This window comes from Nocardioides humilatus, assembly GCF_008373755.1.
GTDB lineage: Bacteria > Actinomycetota > Actinomycetes > Propionibacteriales > Nocardioidaceae > Nocardioides > Nocardioides humilatus.
The window spans coordinates 716,199-738,271 of the sequence record NZ_VUJV01000001.1 but is presented as its reverse complement, the minus strand read 5'-3'; the positions used below and the strand labels follow the sequence as shown (position 1 = coordinate 738,271).

General features: G+C 70.7%; 24 protein-coding genes and 1 riboswitch. Of the genes, 14 read left to right on the top strand and 10 right to left on the bottom strand.

Features of this window, described 5'->3' with window-relative positions:
• Window positions 1-28: 28 nt before the first annotated feature.
• On the top strand, window positions 29-382 hold the full coding sequence (locus tag F0U44_RS03410) for a DUF4190 domain-containing protein (protein ID WP_149726824.1): 354 nt from the start codon (window positions 29-31) through the stop codon (window positions 380-382).
• Window positions 379-1,122: a tRNA (guanosine(46)-N7)-methyltransferase TrmB gene (gene trmB / locus F0U44_RS03405; RefSeq protein ID WP_246160271.1), complete on the top strand. Its 744-nt coding sequence runs from the start codon at window positions 379-381 to the stop codon at window positions 1,120-1,122. The genes F0U44_RS03410 and trmB overlap by 4 nt, the downstream gene beginning before the upstream one ends.
• Window positions 1,123-1,125: 3 nt before the next feature.
• Here the strand turns inward: trmB and F0U44_RS03400 are convergent, their stop codons facing one another.
• Window positions 1,126-4,932 (bottom strand): M6 family metalloprotease domain-containing protein, encoded by a 3,807-nt coding sequence (locus F0U44_RS03400; protein ID WP_149726823.1) that lies wholly within the window; start codon window positions 4,930-4,932, stop codon window positions 1,126-1,128.
• A gap of 63 nt (window positions 4,933-4,995) precedes the next feature.
• Window positions 4,996-5,721 carry a tetratricopeptide repeat protein gene (locus tag F0U44_RS03395; RefSeq protein ID WP_149726822.1) on the bottom strand — a complete coding sequence of 242 codons (726 nt, stop codon included), beginning with the start codon at window positions 5,719-5,721 and terminating at the stop codon, window positions 4,996-4,998.
• A 266-nt stretch (window positions 5,722-5,987) separates the two neighbouring features.
• Here F0U44_RS03395 and phoH2 point away from each other — a divergent pair, with 266 nt between their 5' ends.
• From phoH2 to F0U44_RS03375, 4 genes are all read left to right on the top strand, one after another.
• Complete coding sequence (phoH2, locus tag F0U44_RS03390) at window positions 5,988-7,295, top strand: RNA 5'-3' helicase PhoH2 (RefSeq protein WP_246160270.1); 1,308 nt, start codon at window positions 5,988-5,990, stop codon at window positions 7,293-7,295.
• 191 nt (window positions 7,296-7,486) lie between these two features.
• Window positions 7,487-8,155, top strand: a complete 669-nt coding sequence (locus tag F0U44_RS03385) for an aggregation-promoting factor C-terminal-like domain-containing protein (RefSeq protein ID WP_246160269.1) — start codon at window positions 7,487-7,489, stop codon at window positions 8,153-8,155.
• Between the two features lie 35 nt (window positions 8,156-8,190).
• A complete protein-coding gene (locus tag F0U44_RS03380) occupies window positions 8,191-8,508 on the top strand; it encodes a DUF1129 domain-containing protein (RefSeq protein WP_149726821.1) in 318 nt (105 codons plus the stop codon).
• 5 nt (window positions 8,509-8,513) lie between these two features.
• Window positions 8,514-9,017 (top strand): HIT family protein, encoded by a 504-nt coding sequence (locus tag F0U44_RS03375; protein ID WP_149726820.1) that lies wholly within the window; start codon window positions 8,514-8,516, stop codon window positions 9,015-9,017.
• 1 nt (window position 9,018) lies between these two features.
• On the opposite strand, the gene F0U44_RS03370 is transcribed toward F0U44_RS03375, so the two are convergent.
• The 5 genes from F0U44_RS03370 to F0U44_RS03350 form a co-directional block, all read right to left on the bottom strand.
• Window positions 9,019-10,407, bottom strand: a complete 1,389-nt coding sequence (locus F0U44_RS03370) for a class II fumarate hydratase (protein ID WP_149726819.1) — start codon at window positions 10,405-10,407, stop codon at window positions 9,019-9,021.
• A gap of 46 nt (window positions 10,408-10,453) precedes the next feature.
• A complete protein-coding gene (locus F0U44_RS03365) occupies window positions 10,454-10,900 on the bottom strand; it encodes a hypothetical protein (RefSeq protein WP_149726818.1) in 447 nt (148 codons plus the stop codon).
• 89 nt (window positions 10,901-10,989) lie between these two features.
• Window positions 10,990-11,964 carry a hypothetical protein gene (locus tag F0U44_RS03360; RefSeq protein WP_149726817.1) on the bottom strand — a complete coding sequence of 325 codons (975 nt, stop codon included), beginning with the start codon at window positions 11,962-11,964 and terminating at the stop codon, window positions 10,990-10,992.
• Window positions 11,965-12,000: 36 nt separating this feature from the next.
• Entirely contained in the window at window positions 12,001-12,273 is a 273-nt protein-coding gene (locus F0U44_RS03355) for a TFIIB-type zinc ribbon-containing protein (protein ID WP_149727520.1), read from the bottom strand.
• 77 nt (window positions 12,274-12,350) lie between these two features.
• Entirely contained in the window at window positions 12,351-14,036 is a 1,686-nt protein-coding gene (locus F0U44_RS03350) for a fumarate hydratase (RefSeq protein WP_246160267.1), read from the bottom strand.
• A 64-nt stretch (window positions 14,037-14,100) separates the two neighbouring features.
• Here F0U44_RS03350 and F0U44_RS03345 point away from each other — a divergent pair, with 64 nt between their 5' ends.
• The 8 genes from F0U44_RS03345 (at window position 14,101) to thiC (ending at window position 20,773) form a co-directional block, all read left to right on the top strand.
• Window positions 14,101-15,204 (top strand): NAD(P)-binding domain-containing protein, encoded by a 1,104-nt coding sequence (locus F0U44_RS03345; RefSeq protein ID WP_149726815.1) that lies wholly within the window; start codon window positions 14,101-14,103, stop codon window positions 15,202-15,204.
• A riboswitch (TPP riboswitch) is annotated at window positions 15,170-15,279 on the top strand. (Overlaps the previous gene by 35 nt.)
• Window positions 15,279-15,896: a thiamine phosphate synthase gene (gene thiE, locus F0U44_RS03340; protein WP_149726814.1), complete on the top strand. Its 618-nt coding sequence runs from the start codon at window positions 15,279-15,281 to the stop codon at window positions 15,894-15,896. It overlaps the preceding riboswitch by 1 nt.
• 4 nt (window positions 15,897-15,900) lie before the next feature.
• Window positions 15,901-16,857: an FAD-dependent oxidoreductase gene (locus tag F0U44_RS03335; protein ID WP_188113373.1), complete on the top strand. Its 957-nt coding sequence runs from the start codon at window positions 15,901-15,903 to the stop codon at window positions 16,855-16,857.
• Window positions 16,854-17,057, top strand: coding sequence for a sulfur carrier protein ThiS (thiS, locus tag F0U44_RS03330; RefSeq protein WP_149726812.1), 204 nt, complete (start codon window positions 16,854-16,856; stop codon window positions 17,055-17,057). Before F0U44_RS03335 ends, thiS begins: the two co-directional genes overlap by 4 nt.
• Complete coding sequence (locus F0U44_RS03325; protein WP_149726810.1) at window positions 17,054-17,815, top strand: thiazole synthase; 762 nt, start codon at window positions 17,054-17,056, stop codon at window positions 17,813-17,815. Before thiS ends, F0U44_RS03325 begins: the two co-directional genes overlap by 4 nt.
• Entirely contained in the window at window positions 17,815-18,369 is a 555-nt protein-coding gene (locus F0U44_RS03320; protein WP_149726809.1) for a thiamine phosphate synthase, read from the top strand. Before F0U44_RS03325 ends, F0U44_RS03320 begins: the two co-directional genes overlap by 1 nt.
• Entirely contained in the window at window positions 18,366-19,085 is a 720-nt protein-coding gene (gene thiD, locus F0U44_RS03315; protein ID WP_149726808.1) for a bifunctional hydroxymethylpyrimidine kinase/phosphomethylpyrimidine kinase, read from the top strand. The genes F0U44_RS03320 and thiD overlap by 4 nt, the downstream gene beginning before the upstream one ends.
• A complete protein-coding gene (gene thiC, locus F0U44_RS03310) occupies window positions 19,082-20,773 on the top strand; it encodes a phosphomethylpyrimidine synthase ThiC (protein WP_149726807.1) in 1,692 nt (563 codons plus the stop codon). The genes thiD and thiC overlap by 4 nt, the downstream gene beginning before the upstream one ends.
• Here thiC and F0U44_RS03305 read toward each other — a convergent pair.
• The 3 genes from F0U44_RS03305 to F0U44_RS03295 are packed head-to-tail and all read right to left on the bottom strand — an operon-like array spanning window position 20,727 to window position 22,025.
• Complete coding sequence (locus tag F0U44_RS03305; protein ID WP_149726806.1) at window positions 20,727-21,068, bottom strand: ArsR/SmtB family transcription factor; 342 nt, start codon at window positions 21,066-21,068, stop codon at window positions 20,727-20,729. The genes thiC and F0U44_RS03305 overlap by 47 nt on opposite strands.
• Window positions 21,065-21,529: an SRPBCC domain-containing protein gene (locus tag F0U44_RS03300; RefSeq protein ID WP_149726805.1), complete on the bottom strand. Its 465-nt coding sequence runs from the start codon at window positions 21,527-21,529 to the stop codon at window positions 21,065-21,067. Before F0U44_RS03300 ends, F0U44_RS03305 begins: the two co-directional genes overlap by 4 nt.
• 34 nt (window positions 21,530-21,563) lie before the next feature.
• Window positions 21,564-22,025, bottom strand: a complete 462-nt coding sequence (locus F0U44_RS03295; protein ID WP_149726804.1) for an SRPBCC family protein — start codon at window positions 22,023-22,025, stop codon at window positions 21,564-21,566.
• Window positions 22,026-22,073: the final 48 nt, after the last annotated feature.

The following is a 22,073-nucleotide window of genomic DNA, read 5'->3' as shown; positions in this document are numbered from 1 at the left end:
ACCCTGGACCGATGGAAGGATCGACCCCATGACCGAACAGCCTCCGGAGCCCCCGCAGAATCCCTACCAGCCCTACACCGGGCCGGGCTACGGGCCGACGGGTGCGCCGTACTGGACCCCGGACCACCCGGAAGCGCAGATGGTCCTGATCCTGGGCATCCTCGGCATGGCTGTGTGCCAGGTCATTGCGCCGTTCGCCTGGGTCAAGGGCGCCCGGGTGAAGAAGGAGATCGACGCCTCCGGTGGACGCCTCGGCGGTCGCAGCCAAGCGCAGATCGGCTACGTCCTGGGCATCGTCGGCTCGATCATGATGATCGTGAGTCTGGTCTTCGTCGTCTTCTACATCGGCATCGTGGTGGTCGCCGTCGGGTCGAGCGTGTGACCGAACCAGGATCCGGCGTCACGCCGGCACGCCCGCACCACAAGCTGACCGAGGACGGCCGCCGGATGCGGGAGGTCCTCACCTACAGCCGCCGCGGCAGCAGGTTCACCCCCATCCAGGCGGCCGCCTGGGAGGCGCACCACGAGGAGTGGGTCGTCCCTGACGAGGCCGTCGACGAGCCAGGCTTCTCGTTCGACACCTGGTTCGGCCGTGGACCGGCCGAGCGCGACGGCTTGATCGTCGAGATCGGCTCCGGTGTCGGCGAGGCGACGGCCGCGCTGGCCGCGACGCGGCCGACGTACGACGTCCTCGCCTTCGAGGTCTGGAAGCCCGGTATCGCCGCGACCCTCGGGCTGGTCGGCGAGGCGGGCGCTGCCAACGTGCGGATGTGCGGCGTCGACGCCGTGTGGTCGATGGAGCACCTCATCGCGCCCGAGTCCATCAGCGAGCTCTGGACCTTCTTCCCCGACCCGTGGCACAAGAAGAAGCACAACAAGCGGCGGTTGGTGAACCCGACCTTCGCCGACCTGGTGACGACCCGCCTGAAGCCCGGGGGCGTGTGGCGGCTCGCCACCGACTGGGCCGACTACGCCGAGCAGATGATCGAGGTCCTCGACGCTGCTCCGGGCCTCGAGGGAGGCGTGGTCGAGCGGTGGTCGGAGCGCCCGGTCACCAAGTTCGAGCGCAAGGGCGTGGCCGTCGGCCGCGACATCACCGACCTCCTCTATCGGCGTCCCTGACGCTCAGCCCTCGCAGTTGAGCCGGGTGTCGCTCAGCTCCACGCACGTGTCGGTGTCGGGTCCGCCGTCGAGGTTGTCGCCACCCAGGCCGCCGATGAGGCTGTCGTTGCCGGCGCCGCCGTACAGGTAGTCGGCGTCGTCGCCTCCGCGGAGGGTGTCGTTGCCGTCCTCGCCGTAGATGCGGTCGATCCCGGCGCTGCCGTCGATGGTGTCAGTGCCGTTGCCGCCGTAGATGTAGTCCGGGCCGCCGCGTCCGTCGATGGTGTCGTTGCCGTCGCCGCCCGTGATGTAGTCGGCGCCGAGGTCGCGGCCCACCGGCACCAGACCGAGGATCGAGTCGTCGTAGGGCGTTGCGATCAACCGCTCGATGCCCGTGCCGGCATCGGTGCCGTCGGCGAGCTGGAAGCCGATCGGCGGCGCGGCGATCGCGGCCGAACCGTCTTGGTGGGAGAGGTCGAAGATCATCCGGCCCGCAGCTCCGGAGTAGCTGATCGTGTCCGTCCCGGACCCGCCGAAGAGCTTGTCGTTGCCCCTGCCGCCGGTGAGGAGGTCAGCGCCCCCGCCGCCGCAGAGGACGTCGGCACCGGTCGTCCCGGTGACGGTGTCGTTGAACGTCGTGAAGTCGTTGTCGCAGATGAAGTCGGGGGTGGCTGTCGGGCTCGCCGTGTTGCCGGCCGGGTAGTCGTCGGGCGTCACGAGGGAGACCGCCGCGGTGTGCGGCCCCTCCGAGCGGGGGTCGACCACGAGCACCACGGTCCCGCGACCGTCGGCAACGATCGTCCCGAGGTTGCAGCGCACCGTCCGCAGCAACAGATCCTGGGTGCACCCGGCCGGCAGGGTCGTCGTGCCGACCGTCGTCGGCACGGCGATGTCGACGGTGACGGGTGCGGGGGCACCGGCCAGGCGGGTGACCGTGACGTCGTAGGCGAACGTCGTGGTGCCGGGCACGTCCTGGACGGAGGCGTTCACCACGAGGTCGGAGAGCTCGTGGAACTTCAGCTGGACGTCACTGCTGGCGGTGCCGTAGTTGTCCACGGCGATCCGGTAGGTCTGCCCGGCGACGGTGTTGAAGGTGACCTTGCTCCAGTAGATGTCGGTGGTCACGTCGTCGTTGGCGGCGACCTGGGTCAGGCCGCCGACGGTCGAGCCGGTGTAGGCCGCGAGGACCGTGTCGCCGGTGCTGCCCTCGGTGTCGAAGGTGACCTGCCCGGTGCGCTGCGCGGTCCATTGCCACCACACCGATCGCCCGGCGCCGTTGCCGGCGTGGGTGGGCTCGCCCGTCTCCTTGGTGGCGTTGGTCGTGAAGCTGGTGCTCGACCCGGCCGGCCCGGTGAGGCTTCGCGCCTGGGCGAAGTCGTCGTTGGCCGGCTTTGCGGTCATCGTCATCGACAGTGACCCGCCTCCGTAGGCCCCGCCGACCTGCAGGTAGTAGGTCTGGCCGGCCTGGAGCGTCACGTCGACCAGGCTGATGAGGGTGCGGTCGCTGGCGTCGTCGTTGCACCCGATCGGGGTCATGGCCCCGCGGTAGGACTGCCAGACGGAAGCGATCGTGTCGAAGCTGCTCCCGGTGGTGGCGAACCGGACGACGCTGTCGTGGGTCGGCCGGTAGCGGTACCAGACCGAGTTCACGATCAGCGGGCAGTCGGTGTTGCGGGGCTCGGTGGTTTCGGCTGTCGCCGTACCGGTGTAGATCGCGCGGGTGGTCTGGCGTCCGGCGAGGGAGAGCGCGCCGTTGAGGTCGTCGTTGATGGGACGCAGACTCAGGCTGAGGTCGAGGTCGCCCCACCAAGGCTGGAAGTTGTTGCCGACGACGCTGCCGATCTGGACGTAGTAGGTCTGCCCCTTGGTGACGCGGAGGTCGCTGATGATCCCCGGGACGGGGTTGCCGTCGCCCAGGCAGGTGATCCGGGTGGCATCGCTCGGGGTGCCGCGGTAGACGACCATGCGTGCGGAGCCGTAGTTGTCGTTCCTGATGTCGAGGGTCAGCAGGCCGTCGGCCGGCGGGGAGTAGCGGTACCAGACGGTCTCCCGCACCGTGCACGTCTCGCCGTACGGCGTGCTGGGCTCGTTGGTCTCCTCCGTCGCGAACGCGTTGGTCGTCTGGACCGGGATCGGCTTCCAGCCCGCGAGGACCTGCGCGCCGGCGATGTTGTCGTTGGCCGGTGCGGCGCTCGGTGGGGCCGTGAAGGTGGCCGCCATGGTGTCGGAGCTGGCGGAGATGCGGGACACGCCCACGCGTTCGGAGCCGCCCGGGCCGTTGTTCCACCACTCCGAGCCGACCTGCACGTTGGTGTCGTCGCCGTAGTTGTCCTTGACGACCAGGTTGCTCCCGCCGATGACCTTGACCAGCTGGTTGCTCGAGTTGTCGTCGGAGTACTCGTCGATCTTGAGGATGAGGAGGCCGGCAGCGGGGAGGGCGGCGTCGTAGCCGGTCTGCTGGCGGTTCTCCACCAGGTAGTAGCGCCCGGAGCCCGTGTCCCAGGTCCAGTCCGGGCCGTTCAGGTTGTCGAGCAGCTGGACGGTGGTGTTGGTGCCCATGCCGGTGGAGGCGGCCTTCAGCGACGTCCGTGCGTAGCCGCTCATCTGGTGCGGGGTGATCCAGCCGAGGGTCCAGCGCGACCACGCGTCGAGCATGACCGGGGTGGCTCCGAAGTACGTCGACGGGTCGGTCGGCGTCTTCCCCCAGGACCCGTGGCCCATGAGGCTCCAGTCGCCGACGCCCAACGTGTTGTCGGAGGTGTCGTAGAGGTCGGGGAGCACCAGGTCGTGCGCGAGCTCGTGGGCGATGATGCCCGTCGGGGCCTGGTGGGTGTCGATGGTGCCGTTGATGAGCTCGACGCGGTGCTTCTCGCCGTAGGTCAGGAACCCGATGTTCCCCACCTGCTTGCCGTCGACGGTCGGGGTGTTCGCCTCGTCGAGGAACCACCGGTTCGCCCAGATCGAGTTGCCGTGCGTGTCGCCCGAGATCGACTCCTCGAGACCGGCCATCACCACGTTGATGTGGAGCTCGGTGGTCTGCAGCGTGCCGTCGCCGTTGGTGTCGAAGGACGCGTAGTTGACGTAGGGGTCAGCGGCCTTGATGGCATCACGGATGACCGGGCGCTCCACCTGATTGCGTTCGTCGGGGTGGTTGGTCGGGAGCGTGAGCCAGCCGACGACACCGTTGTTGGCGGTGCCCTGCGACTCCGCGGCCGGGGTGAACGTGAACTGGTTGTAGGAGTTCTTCTTGTAGTAGTCGACGACCGACCTTCCGGCACCGAAGTAGCGGTTGTACCAGTTGGTCTGGGTCGTGCCGAGGTTGGACTGGTCGGCGAACTGCACGAGGATCACGAGCACCTTCTGGCTGCCGATCGCCGCGACGCCGGGGTGCGCGCCGTTGCGGTCGGACGTGCGGCTCGCGAGCCGGACCAGTTCAGTGCGCTGCTGCTCGGCCTTTGCCACGCGGCCTGCGTCGCGCAGGTGCGGCCGCATCGTCGGCCGGTCCTCGCCCACGCGGAGGTCGGTCGGGCGCAGCGTGCCGTCGGCCTTCCGGGTCGCGTAGACCCACCAGCCCTGGTGCTTGAGGATCGTGTGGCCGGACCGCGTCTCCATGCCGTGGTACCACTCGTCACCGAACTGACGGACCTTGATCGTGGTGCCGTCGGGCTGCTGCACATCGACCACGCCGGGCCCGGCGGGGACGGCGTCGGCCGGTGAGGCGCCCGCGAGTGCCCATGCGGTGGCGACGAACGCCCCGAGCACGCCGAGGAGCCACCACCGAGGCGACGTGGTGCGGGCGGGCGAGGAGACAACGGGGGGCTGCGTGTCCATGGCCCTGACGCTAGGTGGCCGAGCCGACCCGAATAATCGGGGAAAACCCTTGGCTTCTGAGGGTTACCCCTCGAGGAGCGCGAGCTCCTCGTCGACGTAGGGGTCCTCCTCGCCGCGGGAGGCGAGGTCCGCCTTCAGCGCCCGCTGCATCACCAGCGCCTCGTCGGTGCGCCCGAGGTTGCGCAGCGCCCAGGCGATCATCCAGCGGGCGACGCCGAGCTCGGTCGGCGTGCCGTCGGTCTCCTCGCGCGCAGCGAGCGCCTGCTCGAAGTTGTCGAGCGCGTCGGCCCAGCGGCCGGCGTCGGAGTGGACCATCCCGATGTTGTTGAGCAGTGACGCCCGCCAGCGCCGAGCACGCGGGTCGGTGGCGGCCTCGGCCGCGGCCAGGGCGACGAGCTGCGCGTCGAGCTGCTCCTCGGTCGGTACGACGAGCGCGACCATGTGCAGCGCATCGACCTCGAGCTCCTCCAGACCGGCCTGTCGAGCGACCTCGACCGCCTCGGCGAAGAACCGGCGCGCGTGGTCGGGGTCGCCGGAGGAGCGGTAGACGCGGCCGCGCTCGAGCAGCAGGCGTGCCTCCACCTCCGGCGAGTCGCCCGGCACGAGGTCGTCGAGGACGTCGTGCGCGTCGTCGTACCGCTCCTGGAGACCCAGGGCGCGGGCCACCTGCGTGAGCCAGACGGCCTGCGGGGAGCCCTCCGCGGCGGCGGCCGCGTCGCGAAAACGCTGCTCAGAGCCGGCCGGATCGCCGAAGTCCCACAGGTCGCTGGGGTGCCCGTTCGACTGCATGGATCGATTCTCGCTCGTCACATGAACTTCACCCCCGCGCTAGGGCGTGTCGCGCAAAGCGGCCAGGGGAGCGGCGTACTTTCGCAAGCACTGGCGAGTGGGGAAGCTCGCCACATCGGGAGGCCCGACGTGACGAACCACGGCTGTGCAACCCGGTCCCTCTTCAACGAATAGGGCCGGGCGCGGCAGACGCGTGCGGTCCGGTGAGGTGCGAAGTGCCTAACTCGAAGTCGCGCGCCACTGCCAGCTCTGACCGGGTGCCGAACGTGCCCGTCCCTGGCCGCCGAACCTACGTCCTCGACACGAGCGTGCTGCTGGCCGACCCAGCAGCTCTACGCCGGTTCGAGGAGCACGAGGTGGTGCTCCCTGTCGTCGTGATCACCGAGCTCGAGGGGAAACGGCACCACCCCGAGCTGGGCTACTTCGCCCGCAGCGCGCTGCGGATGCTCGACGAGATGCGCATCAGCCACGGTCGCCTCGACACCCCGGTCCCGGTGGGGGAGGACGGCGGTTCGGTCCGCGTCGAGCTCAACCACACCGACGCAGCGTCCCTGCCGTCGGGCTTCCGGCTCGGCGACAACGACACGCGGATCCTCGCGGTCGCGCGCAACCTGGCCGACGAGGGCTTCGACGTCACCTTGGTCTCCAAGGACCTGCCGCTGCGGATCAAGGCGTCGGCCGTGGGTCTGACGGCGGAGGAGTACCGCGGCGAGACGATCAACGACTCCGACACCGGCTACTCCGGCCTGGCCGAGCTGGAGGTCGCTGCCGAGGACCTCGACGAGCTCTACGACGACGGGACCCTCGAGCTCGAGTCGGCTCGCGACATGCCGTGCCACCAGGGCCTCGTGCTCCTTTCCGACCGGGGCACCGCGCTGGGGCGGGTCGGACCCGACAAGCAGATCCACCTGGTGCGGGGCGACCGGGAGGCGTTCGGCATCCATGGTCGGTCGGCTGAGCAGCGGATCGCGCTCGAGATGCTGCTCGACCCCGACATCGGGATCGTGTCGCTCGGCGGTCGCGCCGGCACCGGCAAGTCGGCCCTGGCGCTCTGCGCCGGTCTGGAGGCCGTCATGGAACGGCGTCAGCACAAGAAGGTCGTCGTCTTCCGCCCGCTCTTCGCTGTCGGCGGCCAGGAGCTCGGCTACCTGCCCGGTTCGGAGTCGGAGAAGATGTCGCCCTGGGCGCAGGCCGTGTTCGACACCCTGGGCGCACTCACCTCGCCCGACGTGATCGACGAGGTCCTCGACCGCGGCATGCTCGAGGTGCTCCCGCTGACCCACATCCGGGGTCGCTCGCTGCACGACTCGTTCGTGATCGTCGACGAGGCGCAGTCGCTGGAGCGCAACGTGCTCCTGACGGTCCTGTCGCGGATCGGCGCCAACTCCAAGGTGGTCCTGACCCACGACGTCGCCCAGCGTGACAACCTCCGGGTGGGCCGTCACGACGGCGTCGTCGCGGTGGTCGAGAAGCTGAAGGGCCACCCGCTCTTCGCCCACGTCACCCTGACCCGGTCCGAGCGTTCGCCGATCGCGGCGCTGGTGACCGAGATGCTGGAGAACGTCGTGGTCTGAGGGTCGATAGCGAGACCTGTGTGGCGGGTGTGATCCCTGTGATGAAAGGGATCACACCCGCTGCCACGTCCTGGGCGCTTCGGTTTGCGACCGGTCGTGAAGTCAGGCATCGTGTGCGGGGTTGCCTTGGCGTGTGATCAAGATCGCACGTCGCTCGGAAGGCAGCCGTCCTGTTGCCGCACACGGAAATCGTGCCCTTGTCGAAACACGCGAAGCCTGTCCCCAAGCACCGCGGCAACCCCAAGCACGCTCACCTCGCAGAGGCTCCGAAGCGCGCCGTCCGCAACACCGTCGTGCTCTCAGGCGTCGCCATGGCCGTCACCGGCATCACGATCGGCGGTGGGCTCCTCGGCAAGACCGACGCGGCGCAGCCCGGTCTGGCCGCTGACCTCGACAACACCGTCGGCGAGCTCCGGGCGCAGGCCGACCTGGCCGCTGCCCCGAAGCGGCTCCCCGTCGTCTCGCGCAGCGACCACCGCGGCGCGGCTGACCCGACCAAGCAGGCCGTGATGGCACCGACCCAGGCGTCGGCCGTCACCGAGTCCGAGACCCTGTCGGAGTCCGACCCCCACGACATCGCCCGCGCGCTGCTCGGCGACTACGGCTGGAGCCAGGACCAGTTCGGCTGTCTCGACCTCCTGTGGACCCGCGAGTCCAACTGGAACCCGCTCGCCCACAATCCGTCTTCCGGTGCCCACGGCATCCCGCAGTCGCTGCCCGGCTCGAAGATGGCCTCGGTGGGCGCGGACTGGTACTCCAACCCGGTCACGCAGATCAAGTGGGGCCTGGGCTACATCCAGGACCGCTACGGCAGCCCGTGCAGCGCCTGGGGCCACTCGCAGGGTCACGGCTGGTACTGAGGTTGGTCGCACGGGCGGCTGGGTAACAGACGACCATGGGCATCCTCTGGTTGATCATCGTCACCCTCATCGGCGGCACCGTCATCGGACTTCTCGGCAGAGCCGTCGCCCCGGGCGACCGCGACAAGATCCCGTTCTGGCTCACGGTCGGCTGCGGCATCGTCGGCATGATCGTCGGCAGCTACCTCTACTGGGCGCTGTTCGGTGACAACAACGGGCGGTTCGACGGTCACGCGGCGTCGGCGACCAACGCGACCAACGGCATCGACTGGGTCCGGCACCTCTGGCAGGTCGGCGTCGCCGCCGTCACTGTCATGATCGCGGCGACCGTGACCGGTCGCAGCAGCTCCTGACCCGGGTGGCGACCGAGGGCGCGGACTTCCGCGCCGATCGCGTCGGCAGCGCCCTGGCCGGCACCAACCCGACGGTGCTGCGGCGGATGCGGGCCGGCTTCGCCGTGATCGGCGACGTGCAGCACCTCCCGGGCTACTGCGTCCTGATCACCGACACCCCGGGTGCCGACCAGCTCGCCGACCTCCCGCCCGAGCGGCAGCTGCTCTTCCTCGAGGACATGGCGATCCTCGGGCGTGCCGTCACCGCGGTCTGCTCCGCTCGAGATCCGCAGTTCCGTCGGATCAACCTGGAGATCCAAGGAAACACCGACGCCTTCCTGCACGCCCACGTGACGCCTCGCTACGACTGGGAGCCGGCGGAGATCGTCGGGTGGCCGGCGGCGCTGCACCACTGGACCAAGCTGATGACCGATCCGGGCAGCTGCCCGCTCGGTCCCGAGCACGACGGTCTGCGGGAGCTGCTCGGAGTGGAGATCGACCGCCAGCTCCTCGCGGCTCGCCCGGGCTGAATCAGGGGTGGGTCATCGACTCGACGTCGAGGGCGGCGTCGAGCTGCTCGAGGGTGATCTCGCCGCGGTCGACATAGCCGAGGGCGAGCACGGTCTCCCGGATCGTCGCGCCATCGGCCAGGGCCTGCTTCGCGATCTTCGCAGCGGACTCGTAGCCGAGGTAGCGGTTGAGGGGCGTCACGACCGAGGGTGACGACTCGGCGTAGCGGCGCATCCGGTCGGCGTCGGCGGTGATCCCGTCCACGCACCGGGTGGCGAGGGTGCGGGTCGCCGTCGAGAGCAGGCGGATCGACTCGAGCACGTTGCGGGCGAGCACCGGCATGGCGACGTTGAGCTCGAAACTGCCGCTCGCGCCTGCCGCGGTCGCGGCGGCGTCGTTGCCGATGACCTGCATGCAGACCATCAAGGTCGCCTCAGGCAGCACCGGGTTGACCTTGCCCGGCATGATCGACGACCCCGGCTGCAGGTCGGGCAGGTGGATCTCGGCGAGGCCGGTCGTCGGCCCGGAGCCCAGCCAGCGCAGGTCGTTGCAGATCTTCGTCAGGCCGACGGCGATCGTCTTCAGCACGCCGCTCAGCTCCACCAGGGAGTCGCGGGTGCCCTGCGCCTCGAAGTGGTTGCGCGCCTCGGTGAACGGCTGGTCGGTCGCCGCGGACAGCGCCTCGATGGCGGCGGTCGGGAACCCCTCAGGGGTGTTGATGCCGGTGCCGACGGCGGTGCCGCCGAGCGGCAGCTCGCGCACCCGCGGCAGCACGGCGTCGAGCCGCTCGACGCCGTACCTGATGGTGGCGGCGTAGCCGCCGAGCTCTTGGCCCAACGTCACCGGCGTGGCATCCATCAGGTGGGTGCGGCCCGACTTCACCAGGCCGGCGAACTCGGTGGCCTTCGCCTCGAGGCTGGTCGCGAGCACGTCGAGCGCGGGTTCGAGGTCCGCGACGACGGCGAGCGCCGCGGCCACATGGATGGCCGTCGGGAAGACGTCGTTGCTGGACTGGCTGGCGTTGACGTGGTCGTTGGGGTGGACGTCGATGCCGCCCAGCCCGGCGAGGCTTGCGATGACCTCGTTGGCGTTCATGTTGGAGCTGGTGCCCGAACCGGTCTGGAAGACGTCGATCGGGAACTGGTCGTCGTGGCGACCGTCGGCAACCTCCCGCGCGGCCGCCGCGATCGCGTCGGCGACGTCGGCGGGCAGCACACCGAGGCGACCGTTGGCCGCGGCGGCAGCGGCCTTGACCTCGCCCAGCGCGTGGATGAGCGCCGGTTCGATCGGTGTCCCGCTGATGGGGAAGTTCTCGACCGCGCGCTGCGTCTGCGCCTTCCACAGCGCGGCAGCGGGCACCCGGACCTCGCCCATGGAGTCGTGCTCGACGCGGAAGTCGGAGTCGCTCATGCCTCCGACACTACTGAGCGCACCGGAGCGAGAGGAGCAGTCAGCGTCAGCCGGCGGCCGTGCAGAACTCGGAGCCGAACATGTCGATCGTTTTGTCATGCACGCTGTAGCCGCCGTACTCGTCAGTGTGGTCGTCGCCTGGCCCGTCCCAACCGACCAGCACCTGCTTGGTCGGTTTCTGCACCTCGAGTGCCGGGTCGTGGCTGCCGTCGTAGTAGGAGCACTCGGTGCGGTCGCTCGCGACCGTCCTCCAGTGCCCGTCGCGGCGGAGCTTCATCTGGACGAACGCCCTCTCCCGGTCGTTGATCGAGAGGGTGAAGCGCACCTTCCGCCCGCCGATCTGCACGGTCTTCACCACGAGGTTGGTCAGCGGTGCCACGGCTCGGTCCGCGCGGGGAGCGGCGGGCCGGGCGGCCTCGGCGGTGGCGACGGGTGGCGCGACCAGGGCCAGCGCGAGCAGGGCAGTGGCAGCAGCAGGGACGGATCGACTCACGAGGTCAGCCTTTCGCGACGGCCGCCCGAGCGGAGGAGGGAGAGCCCCCAGGGTGAACGCGCGCTCGCCGGGTGTCAACGGCGCTGCCGCTACTCCACGCCCGGGCAGACCGGCTCGGCGTCGGGGTCCGCGAAGTTGACCAGGACCTCGTCGGCCACCTGCACCTGACCGTAGGCGCCGAAGCCCGCGGTGCCGGTGTTCTGCCAGCCCCAGTAGATGTCCTGGCCGTTCTGGTTCTGGATCCCGGCGTCGTAGGCGGTCTCGAGGTAGGGGCAGCCGGCCGGGATCCGGTCGACCTCCTCGGCGCTGCCGTCGTGGTCGGCCAGCAGGACGAGTGAAGCCTCGGTGCCTTCGTGGACGAGCTGGACCCGGACCTCCTTGTCGCCGTCGGTGACGGTGATCTCGCCGAGCACCTCCTCAGAGCCTGAGGCGCTGGTGGAGTTCGGGTGGTCGTCGGCCGGCGAGTCCTTGTCGTCGTCGCGCAGGAGGAGCAGCGCGATCGAGGAGACGGCGACGATCGCGAGCGTGGCGACCACGCCGACCAGCACCGGGCTGATCCCGCGCCGCGCAGCTGCAGAAGGTGGCGCGGCCGTGGGCGGAGGCGGAGGGGGCGGCGGCGCGATCGGATCCGGAGGCCGCGGGACCGTCGCGTCGTCCGGGATGGTCTGCGTCGGCCCGGGATCGATCGAGTCGGGACGGTCGAGCGAGGACGGGAACGTCGCCGGCCGGGTCGGCACCATGTCGGCCGGGATCACCCCGATCGCGTGAGCGAGGACCGAGACCGCCCAGCGAGCTCCGTCGGACTCGCTCGTCCCCCGATCGCGCGCGAGGTTGTCGCCCTGGCTCGCGATCGAGGTCGCCGGGTCCGCGCCGAGGGCGAGCTGGTCGCGCAACCGCTGCACCGCACCGGTCGCGATCGCGCCCACCAGCAGGCTCACCTCGCCGGTGGTCGCCGAGCCCTCCGGGACGAAGTCGTCGAAGGCGGCTCGGAAGGACACCGGGTCGTCGAACACCTGCGGTCCGACCGTCATGCGGAGCTCGGCCAGCTCGTCGTGAAGTGCCACGCCGCACAGCATGGCACCACGTGGAGCGCCGCGGGATCAGTCGAACAGCTCGCTGAGCCAGCTCTCCCGCTTCTTCTTCTTGGGGTAACCCTGCTGGGTCGGGTAGGGCTGCTGGGGTCGGCGTTCCTCGTAGCGGTCGTACTGCTGCTGCGCCGCAGGCGCCGGCGGGGGCATCGAGATCGACCGCTCGACGAGCTTGTCGAGCTCACCGCGGTCCAGCCACACGCCGCGGCACTGCGGGCAGTAGTCGATCTCGATCCCGCTCCGCTCGCTCATCACCAGCGTGGTCTCGTCGATCGGGCAGCGCATCGGGTTCTCCTCGGGGGTCGGGTGCTTCTCCTTGCCCAACGGGCCCGCTGCGGGTGAGGTTCCCGGTGTGGTGAGCGCTACTCCGCCGAGCGCACCCGGATCCCGCTGATCGGCACGTTGACCGCGCCGGACGGGTCGGTGAAGAAGTCGTTGCCCTTGTCGTCGACGACGATGAAGGCGGGGAAGTCCTCGACCTCGATCTTCCAGACCGCTTCCATGCCGAGCTCGGGGTATTCGAGCACCTCGACCGACTTGATGCAGTCCTGGGCCAGCCGCGCAGCGGGGCCGCCGATGGAGCCGAGGTAGAAGCCGCCGTACTCGTTGCACGCCTCGGTCACCTGCTTGGACCGGTTGCCCTTGGCGAGCATCACCATCGAGCCGCCAGCGGCCTGGAAGGACTTCACGTAGGAGTCCATCCGGCCCGCGGTGGTCGGGCCGAAGGAGCCGGAGGCGAATCCCTCGGGCGTCTTGGCCGGGCCGGCGTAGTAGACGGGGTGGTCCTTGAGGTACTGCGGCATCCCCTCGCCGGCGTCGAGCCGCTCCTGGATCTTCGCGTGCGCGATGTCGCGGGCCACGACCAGTGGGCCGGTCAGGGAGAGCCGGGTCTTCACGGGGTAGGTCGAGAGGATGCGCAGAATTTCGGGCATCGGCTGGGTGAGGTCGATCTTGACGACCTCGCCGCCCTGGATGAGGTGCTGCTCCTCGGTGTCGGGAAGGTAGTGGGCCGGGTCGGTCTCGAGCTGCTCGAGGAAGACGCCGTCGGCGGTGATCTTGCCGAGCGCCTGCCGGTCGGCGGAGCAGGACACGGCGATCGCGACCGGGCACGAGGCGCCGTGGCGGGGGAGGCGGACGACGCGGACGTCGTGGCAGAAGTACTTGCCGCCGAACTGCGCGCCGATGCCGAAGGACTGGGTCAGCTTGAAGACCTCCTCCTCCAGCTCCAGGTCGCGGAAGCCGTGGGCGCTCATCGAGCCCTCGGTGGGGAGGTTGTCGAGGTAATGGGCGCTGGCGTACTTGGCGGTCTTGAGCGCGAACTCCGCGCTGGTGCCGCCGATGACGATCGCCAGGTGGTAGGGCGGGCAGGCGGCCGTGCCGAGCGAGCGGATCTTCTCGTCGAGGAAGCTCAACATCCGCTTGGGGTTGAGGATCGCCTTCGTCTCCTGGAAGAGGAAGGACTTGTTGGCCGAGCCACCGCCCTTGGCCATGAAGAGAAACTTGTATTCAGGCCCCTTCTCGCCCTGCGCGGTCGAGTAGAGCTCGATCTGCGCGGGCAGGTTGGTGCCGGTGTTCTTCTCGTCGTAGGTCGTCAGCGGCGCGAGCTGGCTGTAGCGCAGGTTGAGCTTGGTGTAGGCGTCGTAGACACCCTTGCTGATCGCCTCGGCGTCGTCGGAGCCGGTGAGCACGCCCTCGGACTTCTTGCCCATCACGATCGCGGTGCCGGTGTCCTGGCACATCGGGAGGATGCCGCCCGCGGAGATGTTGACGTTCTTGAGAAGGTCGAGCGCGACGAAGCGGTCGTTGCCCGACGCCTCGGGGTCGTCGATGATCTTGCGCAGCTGCGCCAGGTGAGCGGGCCGCAGGTAGTGGCTGATGTCGTGCATCGCCTCAGCGGTGAGCCGCTGGATCGCCTCGGGGTCGACCTTGAGGAAGGTCCGGCCGTCGGCCTCGAAGGTCGACACGCCCTCCGTGGTGATCAGTCGGTAAGGAGTCTCGTCCTTGCCGGTCGGGAGGAGGTCGGAGTAACGGAACTCTGCGTCAGCCACGGTGTCTGAGGATACGCGTGCGGCTCGGCGGGCATACGCCGCGTCCGGGATTGGTTGACATGTCATGCACGTGTACGACGCCGTGGTGATCGGAGCAGGCCAAGCGGGTCTGTCCGCGTCCTTCCACCTGCGTCGCCTGGGCATCGACCACGTGGTGCTCGATGCCAACCCGACGCCCGGCGGTGCCTGGCAGCACCGGTGGGACTCGCTCTCGATGGACGACGTCCACGGCGTGGCCGACCTGCCCGACTCGCCCGCGCCCGGCCGTGGTCGCGACCGCGCCAACAACGTCATCCCCGGCTGGTTCGGCGACTACGAGCGCGCGCACGCGCTGCCGGTCGTCCGGCCGGTCCGCGTCGACCGCGTCGACAAAGCCGGCGACCTGCTCGTGGTCCGTGCCGGCGAGCGCTCCTGGACCACGCGCACCCTCATCAATGCGACCGGCACCTGGACCCGACCGTTCGTGCCGTCGTACCCGGGAGCGGAGACGTTCCTCGGCGAGCAGCTGCACACGGTCGACTACCCCGGACCGGAGCACTTCGTCGGCAAGCGGGTGCTTGTCGTCGGTGGTGGCGCCTCAGCCGTGCAGTTCCTCGGCGAGCTCGCGCCACTCACCGACGTCGTGTGGGTGACCCGTCGCCCGCCGGTCTGGCGCCAGGAGTGGGGTGAGCACGCGGGCCGGGATGCGATCACCCTGGTGCAGCAGCGCGTGGCGGCGGGGCTGCCGCCCGCCAGCGTCGTGAGCGTGACCGGGCTGGGACTGCGGCCGCAGGAGCAGGAGGCTGCCCGGCTCGGGGTCTACGACGCCCGTCGGCCGATGTTCGCGCGGATCGAGCCCGATGGCGTGCGGTGGGCGGACGGTTCCTTCGAGGCGGTCGACGTCATCCTCTGGGCCACTGGCTTCCGGCCTGCCGTGACCCATCTGGCGCCCCTTCACCTGCGCAGCCCGCTCGGCGGCATCGCGCTCGAGAGCATCGGCAAGGACGTGCAGACCGCCGTCACCGCCGTCGCCGACCGGCGGGTCCAGCTCGTCGGCTACGGCCCCTCGGCGAGCACGATCGGCGGCAACCGGGCGGGCCGGGCCGCGGCGACCGCCGTACGCCGCTATCTGGGCGTGGGCTACGGTGACCCCACTCATCAAGCACGGGAGTCCGCGGCAGCGGGCTGAGAGGGAGCTGGAGCCGCTCCGACCGTCGAACCTGATCCGGGTCATGCCGGCGCAGGAAGCGAAGGAGCAGCCCCATGGGCCGTGTCGATCACCTGGACCGCGTGCCGCGCCTGACCTGCCTGGTCTCCGAGCGCGACGACCTCACCTTGCTGCCTGCGTTGGCGGAGGTCGGGGTCGACGGGTTCCAGGTGCGCGCCAAGACGTACGGCGGCCGTGCACTCTGCGCGCTGACCGAACGCGTGCTCGGGGCCGTTGCCTTCACCGACGCGCGGGTGCTGGTCAACGACCGGCTCGACGTCGCTCTCGCCGTGGGCGCCGACGGGGTGCACCTCGGTGCGTCCGACCTGCCGGTCGCCGAAGCGCGCCGGGTCGCGCCTGACCTGCTGATCGGTGCGACCTGCCGGTCCCGCGCGGAGGTCCTGCGCGCAGCAGGCGACGGGGCCGACTACGCCGGGTTCGGTCCGGTCTTCGCCACCACGAGCAAGGCCGGCGTGCCCTCACCGCTCGGGCCCGAGGCACTCACGCCGGCGGTTGGGGTGATCCCGCTCGTCGCGATCGGCGGCATCGATGCAGCGCGGGTCGCGGCGGTGGTCGCCGCCGGCGCGTTCGGCGTGGCCGTCATCGGCGGTATCTGGCGACATCCGGATCCGGTGGGTGCAGCGAAGGAGCTGGTCGCGGCCATCGGTGGTTGAGGTCGTGCGCACCAAGATCCTGGGCGCCGGCATCATCGGCCTGTCCGTGGCCGACGAGTTGCAGCGCCGTGGTCATGCCGTGACTGTCGTCGACCCCGCTCCCGGCAGCGGTGCGTCTCACGCTGCAGCCGGGATGCTCAGCCCGTCGGCCGAGCTCTGGCACGGCGAGGAGACGCTGCTCGGCCTCGGTCGGGAGTCGCTCGCGCTCTGGCCGGCCTTCGCCCGCGACCTCGGGGTGCCGCTCCACGACACCGGCACGCTGCTGGTGGGCCACGACGCGGGTGACCAGCAGCAGGTCGCACGGCAGGTCGCGCTGTTGCGACACCACCATGCGCCCGCCGAGGAGCTCGACGACGGGTCGGTGCTGCTGCCTGACGAGGCCAGCGTGGATCCCCGCGCCGTTGTCCGGGCGCTGCTGGCCCGGGTGCCGGTCGTCCCCGTCGACCCCGGCGGTGACCACGACGTCACGATCCTCGCGACGGGCGCGGTGCTGCCGCCGCCGTACTCCTCGATGGTGAGGGGGGTGCGTGGCGAGATCCTGCGCCTGCGCTGCGACGACCCGCCGCCCCGCACCCTGCGCGGCTGGGTGCACGGCGAACCGATCTACGTGGTGCCGCGAGCGGACGGCGAGGTCGTCGTCGGCGCGACCAGCGAGGAGCACGACGCCGCCCCGGTCGTCACGGCCGGGGGAGTGCTGCGGCTGCTGACGGCAGCCCGCCTGGTGTGGCCCGCGCTCGATCGGGCCGAGCTGGTCGAGGCGACCGCGCGGGATCGGCCGGGGACGGCCGACAACCTGCCGCTGGTCGGCCCGGTTGCCCCGGGTCTCGTGCTGGCCGCCGGCCACTACCGCCACGGCGTCCTGCTCGCCCCGCTCACGGCGCGACTGGTGGCCGACCACCTCGAGACGGGCGTCGTCTCGCCCGCACTCGACCCCCGACGACTCCTAGGAGGAGATCGATGAGGCTCATCGTCAACGGAGCGGCCACCGACGTCGTCGGCCCCACGGTCGCCGACCTGCTCGCCACCTGCCTCAACGACGCCCGTCCGCACGGCATCGCGGTCGCCGTCAACGGCGAGGTGGTCTGCCGCAGCGACTGGCCGCGGTGGGCGCTCGCCGAGGCCGACACGGTCGAGATCGTGACGGCGGTGCAGGGCGGATGAGCGGGCTCACCATCGCGGGTCGCGAGCTGACGTCCCGATTGCTGCTCGGTACCGGCGGCCTGCCGAGCCTCGCCCTCCTCGAGCCGGTGCTCGCCGCGGCTGATCCGGGTCTGGTCACGGTCTCGGTGCGGCGGACCTCCTCGACGCGCGAGGGCGGACTGCTGTCGGTGCTCCGGCGCCACGGCGTGCCGCTGCTGCCCAACACGGCCGGCTGCCTGACTGCCCGGGAGGCGGTGCTCACCGCTGAGCTCGCGCGCGAGGCGCTCGAGACGGACTGGGTGAAGCTCGAGGTGATCGGCGACGAGACCTCGCTGCTGCCCGATGCCGTGGGCCTCCTCGACGCTGCCGACCAACTCGTGCGCCGCGGATTCACCGTGCTGCCCTACACGACCGACGACCCGGTCCTGGCGCGCCGGCTGTCCGACGTCGGCTGCGCTGCGGTGATGCCGCTCGGGTCGCCGATCGGGTCCGGCCTCGGCGTCCTCAACCCCCACGCGATCGAGGCGGTCCGCGCTGCGGTGGCGGTGCCGGTCGTCCTCGACGCAGGCGTCGGTACGGCGAGCGACGCCGCGCTCGCGATGGAGCTCGGCTGCGACGCGGTGCTCGCGGCGACCGCGGTGACGAGGGCCGACGACCCGGTGGCGATGGCGCGGGCGCTCCGACTCGCCGTGGAGGCCGGGCACGCGGCGCGTGGGGCCGGCCGCATCCCGCGTCGGGCCGTCGCCCGCGCGTCGTCGCCGACGGCGGGGCGGATCTGATGACCCCGCTGTTGGTGCTCACCGACCGGGCCCAGCTGCGGCTGGGGCGTGGTCTCCTCCGGACGATCTCCGAGTGCGTCGACGCCGGGCTCGAGGCGGTCGTCGTGCGCGAGCACGACCTCGCCCCCGAACGACGGCAGGCACTGGTGGCCGGTCTGGCGGCACTGCCCGGGCTCACCGTGATCACCTCGCGCATCCCCGATCCGGCCGCGCATGCCACCCACCTGGCGGCCGACCAGCCCCGCGTGGACGGCCGGTTCGGGCGCTCGTGCCACGACCGGGCCCAGGTCGCCCGCGCGGCGGAGGGCGGGGCGAGCTGGGCGACGCTGTCGCCGTACTCCACGAGCGTGAGCAAGCCGGGCTACGGCCCGCCCCTCCCCATCAGTGAGTACGACGACCTGCCCCTGCCCACCTACGCACTCGGCGGCGTCACCCCCGCCAACGCGGCGGCGGCGGTCGAGGCCGGGGCGTGCGGGGTCGCCGTCATGGGCGAGGTCATGCGGTCCGCCGAGCCCGCGCGCGTCGTCGCCGCACTCCTCGGGGTGCTGCGGTGACGCCGCCCGTCGTCCTCACGATCGCGGCCACCGACTCCGGCGGGGGCGCGGGGATCGCCGCGGACCTGGCCACGTTGGCGGCGCTGGGGGTGCACGGCGCGTGCGTGGTCACGGCGGTGACCGCGCAGGACACCCTCGGCATCCGCGCGATCCATCCGGTGCCGCTCGAGGTCGTCGCCGCCCAGCTCGACGCCGTGCTGGACGACCTGCCGGTCGCGGTGATCAAGACCGGGGTGCTGGCTACTCCCGAGGTCGTCCGGCTCGTCGCGGACCGAGTTGGTGGGCGGAGAGTGACCCAGGGATCACTCTCCGCCCACCGACCCCTGCTCGTGGTGGACCCCGTCATCCGCGCCACGACCGGCGCGAGCTTCGCCACCAACGAGGTGATCACCGCCTACCGCGACCACCTGCTCCCGATCGCCGACGTGGTGACGCCCAACGAGGACGAGTTCGTCGCGCTCGGGGAGCCCCACTACCCGGGAGTGATCGTCACCCGGGGCGGCCCGATCCGCACCACCAACGACCACGGCACCGGCTGCACCTATAGCAGCGCGCTGGCCGCGCACCTGGCCCACGGCTCCGACGTCGGCACCGCCGCCGTCCGGGCGGCCGACTTCGTCACCCACCAGCTCCTCATCAGCTCGGACTGGGACCTCGGCCGCGGCCGAGGGCCGGTCGCCCACACCATCACCCCCCACCAAGGAGTCCACAGATGACCGTCCACCCCGCCCACACCCGCATCGAGGTCGGTGACCTGCGCGTGCCGTTCACCCGCGTGCAGCTCACCAACGGCGAGACCTTCGACCGCTACTGCACCGAGGGGCCAGGCAGCGAGCCCGAGCGCGGCCTCGCGCCGATGCGCGCGTCGTGGATCGAGGACCGCGGCGACACCGAGATCTACGACGGCCGCGAGACCCAGCTCGTCGACAACGGCCGTGCCGCGATCCGTCGGGGCGAGGCCAGGGGCGAGTGGCAGGGCGAACGACGCGCGCCTCGTCGTACGACCGGGGGCGCCGTCACCCAGATGGCCTACGCCCGGGCCGGCCTGGTCACCGAGGAGATGCGCTACGTCGCTGACCGCGAGCAGTGCGACGTCGAGCTGGTCCGCAGCGAGGTCGCGGCGGGTCGCGCGATCATCCCGTCCAACGTCAACCACCCCGAGTCCGAGCCGATGATCATCGGCCGGCGCTTCCTCGTGAAGATCAACGCCAACATCGGCAACTCCGCGGTGACGAGCTCGATCGCCGAGGAGGTCGACAAGCTGACCCACGCGATCACCTGGGGCGCGGACACCGTGATGGACCTCAGCACGGGCGACGACATCCACACGACGCGGGAGTGGATCGTGCGCAACAGCCCGGTCCCGATCGGCACCGTCCCGATCTACCAAGCGCTGGAGAAGGTCAACGGCGAGGCCGACAAGCTGACGTGGGAGATCTTCCGCGACACCGTCATCGAGCAGTGCGAGCAGGGCGTCGACTACATGACGATCCACGCGGGAGTGCTCCTGCGCTACGTGCCGCTCACCGCCCAGCGCGTCACGGGCATCGTGTCCCGCGGTGGCTCGATCATGGCGGGCTGGTGCCTGGCCCACCACGAGGAGAACTTCCTCTACACGCACTTCGACGAGCTCTGCGCGATCTTCGCCCAGTACGACGTCAGCTTCTCCCTCGGCGACGGACTTCGCCCCGGCAGCACCGCTGATGCCAACGACGAGGCGCAGCTCGCCGAGCTGCGCACGCTGGCCGAGCTGACGGCGCGCGCGTGGGAGCACGACGTCCAGGTCATGGTCGAGGGCCCCGGCCACGTGCCGCTCCACCTGGTCGAGGAGAACGTCCGGCTGCAGCAGGACTGGTGCCACGGCGCGCCGTTCTACACGCTCGGACCGCTGGCGACCGACATCGCGCCGGGCTACGACCACATCACCAGCGCCATCGGAGCAGCGACGATCGCGATGCACGGTACGGCGATGCTCTGCTACGTCACGCCCAAGGAGCACCTCGGTCTGCCCGACCGCGACGACGTGAAGACCGGCGTCATCACCTACAAGCTCGCCGCGCACGCGGCCGACGTGGCCAAGGGGCACCCGGGTGCGCGCGACTGGGACGACGCGCTGTCGAAGGCGCGCTTCGAGTTTCGATGGCACGACCAGTTCGCTCTGTCGCTCGACCCGGTCACGGCTGAGGCGTTCCACGACGAAACGCTGCCGGCCGACAGTGCGAAGACCGCGCACTTCTGCTCGATGTGCGGGCCGAAGTTCTGCTCGATGCGGATCAGCCAGGACGTGCGGGACCGCTTCGCTCCCGAGATGGCCCAGAAGTCCGCGGAGTTCCTGGAGCTCGGCGGCTCGGTCTACGTCAGTCCTGACGCGTCGCTCGGTGAATCCGCTCCGCGATCCGCTTGATCCGCCGCAGCCGGGCGTCCCACGCAGCGCCGACGTCGGCCAGCTCGGCTGCGGCCCGGGCGAGCTGCTGCTCGTCGACCCGGTAGCGACGTTCGCGTCCGACCTGGTCGCAGTGGACCAGGCCGGCGCGGTCGAGCACGGCGAGGTGCTTGGTGACGGCTTGGCGGGTGACCGGCAGCTGCCCGCCGAGGCTGGTGGCCGTGCCGCCGCCCTCGGCGATCAGCAGGTCGAGCATCCGGCGGCGGGTCGGGTCACCGATCGCTGACCACAGCTCGTCGTCGACAGCGGTGCTCATCGGACCGCACCCGTGCGGGCGGCGTAGTCGGCGAGGCGTCCGAGGAAGTGGTCCCAGCCGTTGGTGTGGTCGGCGTGGACGTCGCGCGCCTTCGCCTCGCTCCAGCCGCGCTCGCGGAAGCCGACCTCGCTGAACACCAGGCGGGTCCCTGCTCCGGCCGGCTCGAGCTCGAAGACGACCAGGTTGGAGTTGGTGGGTGTGGGCTTCACGCCCTCCTCGTGGGTCCACCGGAAGGAGAACAGCCGGTGCGGCACCGCGTCGGCGACCTGGAAGCTGACCCGCTTCCCGTCCGCCTCCAGGTCGCCGAACCCGAGCCAGCCCGGCTCGCCCTCCGCGAACTCGGCGTCGTCGGCCCACCACTCGCGCACGTGCGCCGGGTCGCTGATGACGGCGAAGACCACCTCGGGTGGGGCGTCGATGTGCAGTGACCGCTCGATCGTCGCGTAGTCCCCAGCGTCCATGCCGGTCAGTCTGGCACCCGGAGCGCACATGGCTTCAGTGCCAGTCGCTGATCATGACGTCCCGCGGCGACGGCGCCCCGCTGCCCGTCTCGACGAGCTGCTTGAGGCTCAGCAGGTAGGTCGCCCACTTGGTGCTGCAGTGGTGGAGGAACTCGACCTCCTCGGCCCAGCCCAGGTGGCCGAAGTTGAGGATCGTGAAGCCGCCGTCGGCCTCGGTCAGCTCGAACTGTGCACGGGTGCCCAGCCACTCCTCGGGTCCGCCGGTGAATCGCCACACCACGCGCTTGCCGGGCTCGAGCTCCTCGACCTCGAATTCGATCGAGCCGACCAGGTCGCCGTTCTCACGACGGAACGTCACCTCGATGGGGGTGCCGAGGTCACCGTCGCCGCTGGTCTCGCCCGTCCACCACGCGGCAACGCCGGCGGGCGTCGCGATCGCGCTGTAGACCTCGTCGATCGGCGCGACCGCGCCGATCCGGTGCCAGATGTCGATCATTTGTCTTCCTCTCATGTGCAACCTTTGGTTGCATGTGACCTTACGTGC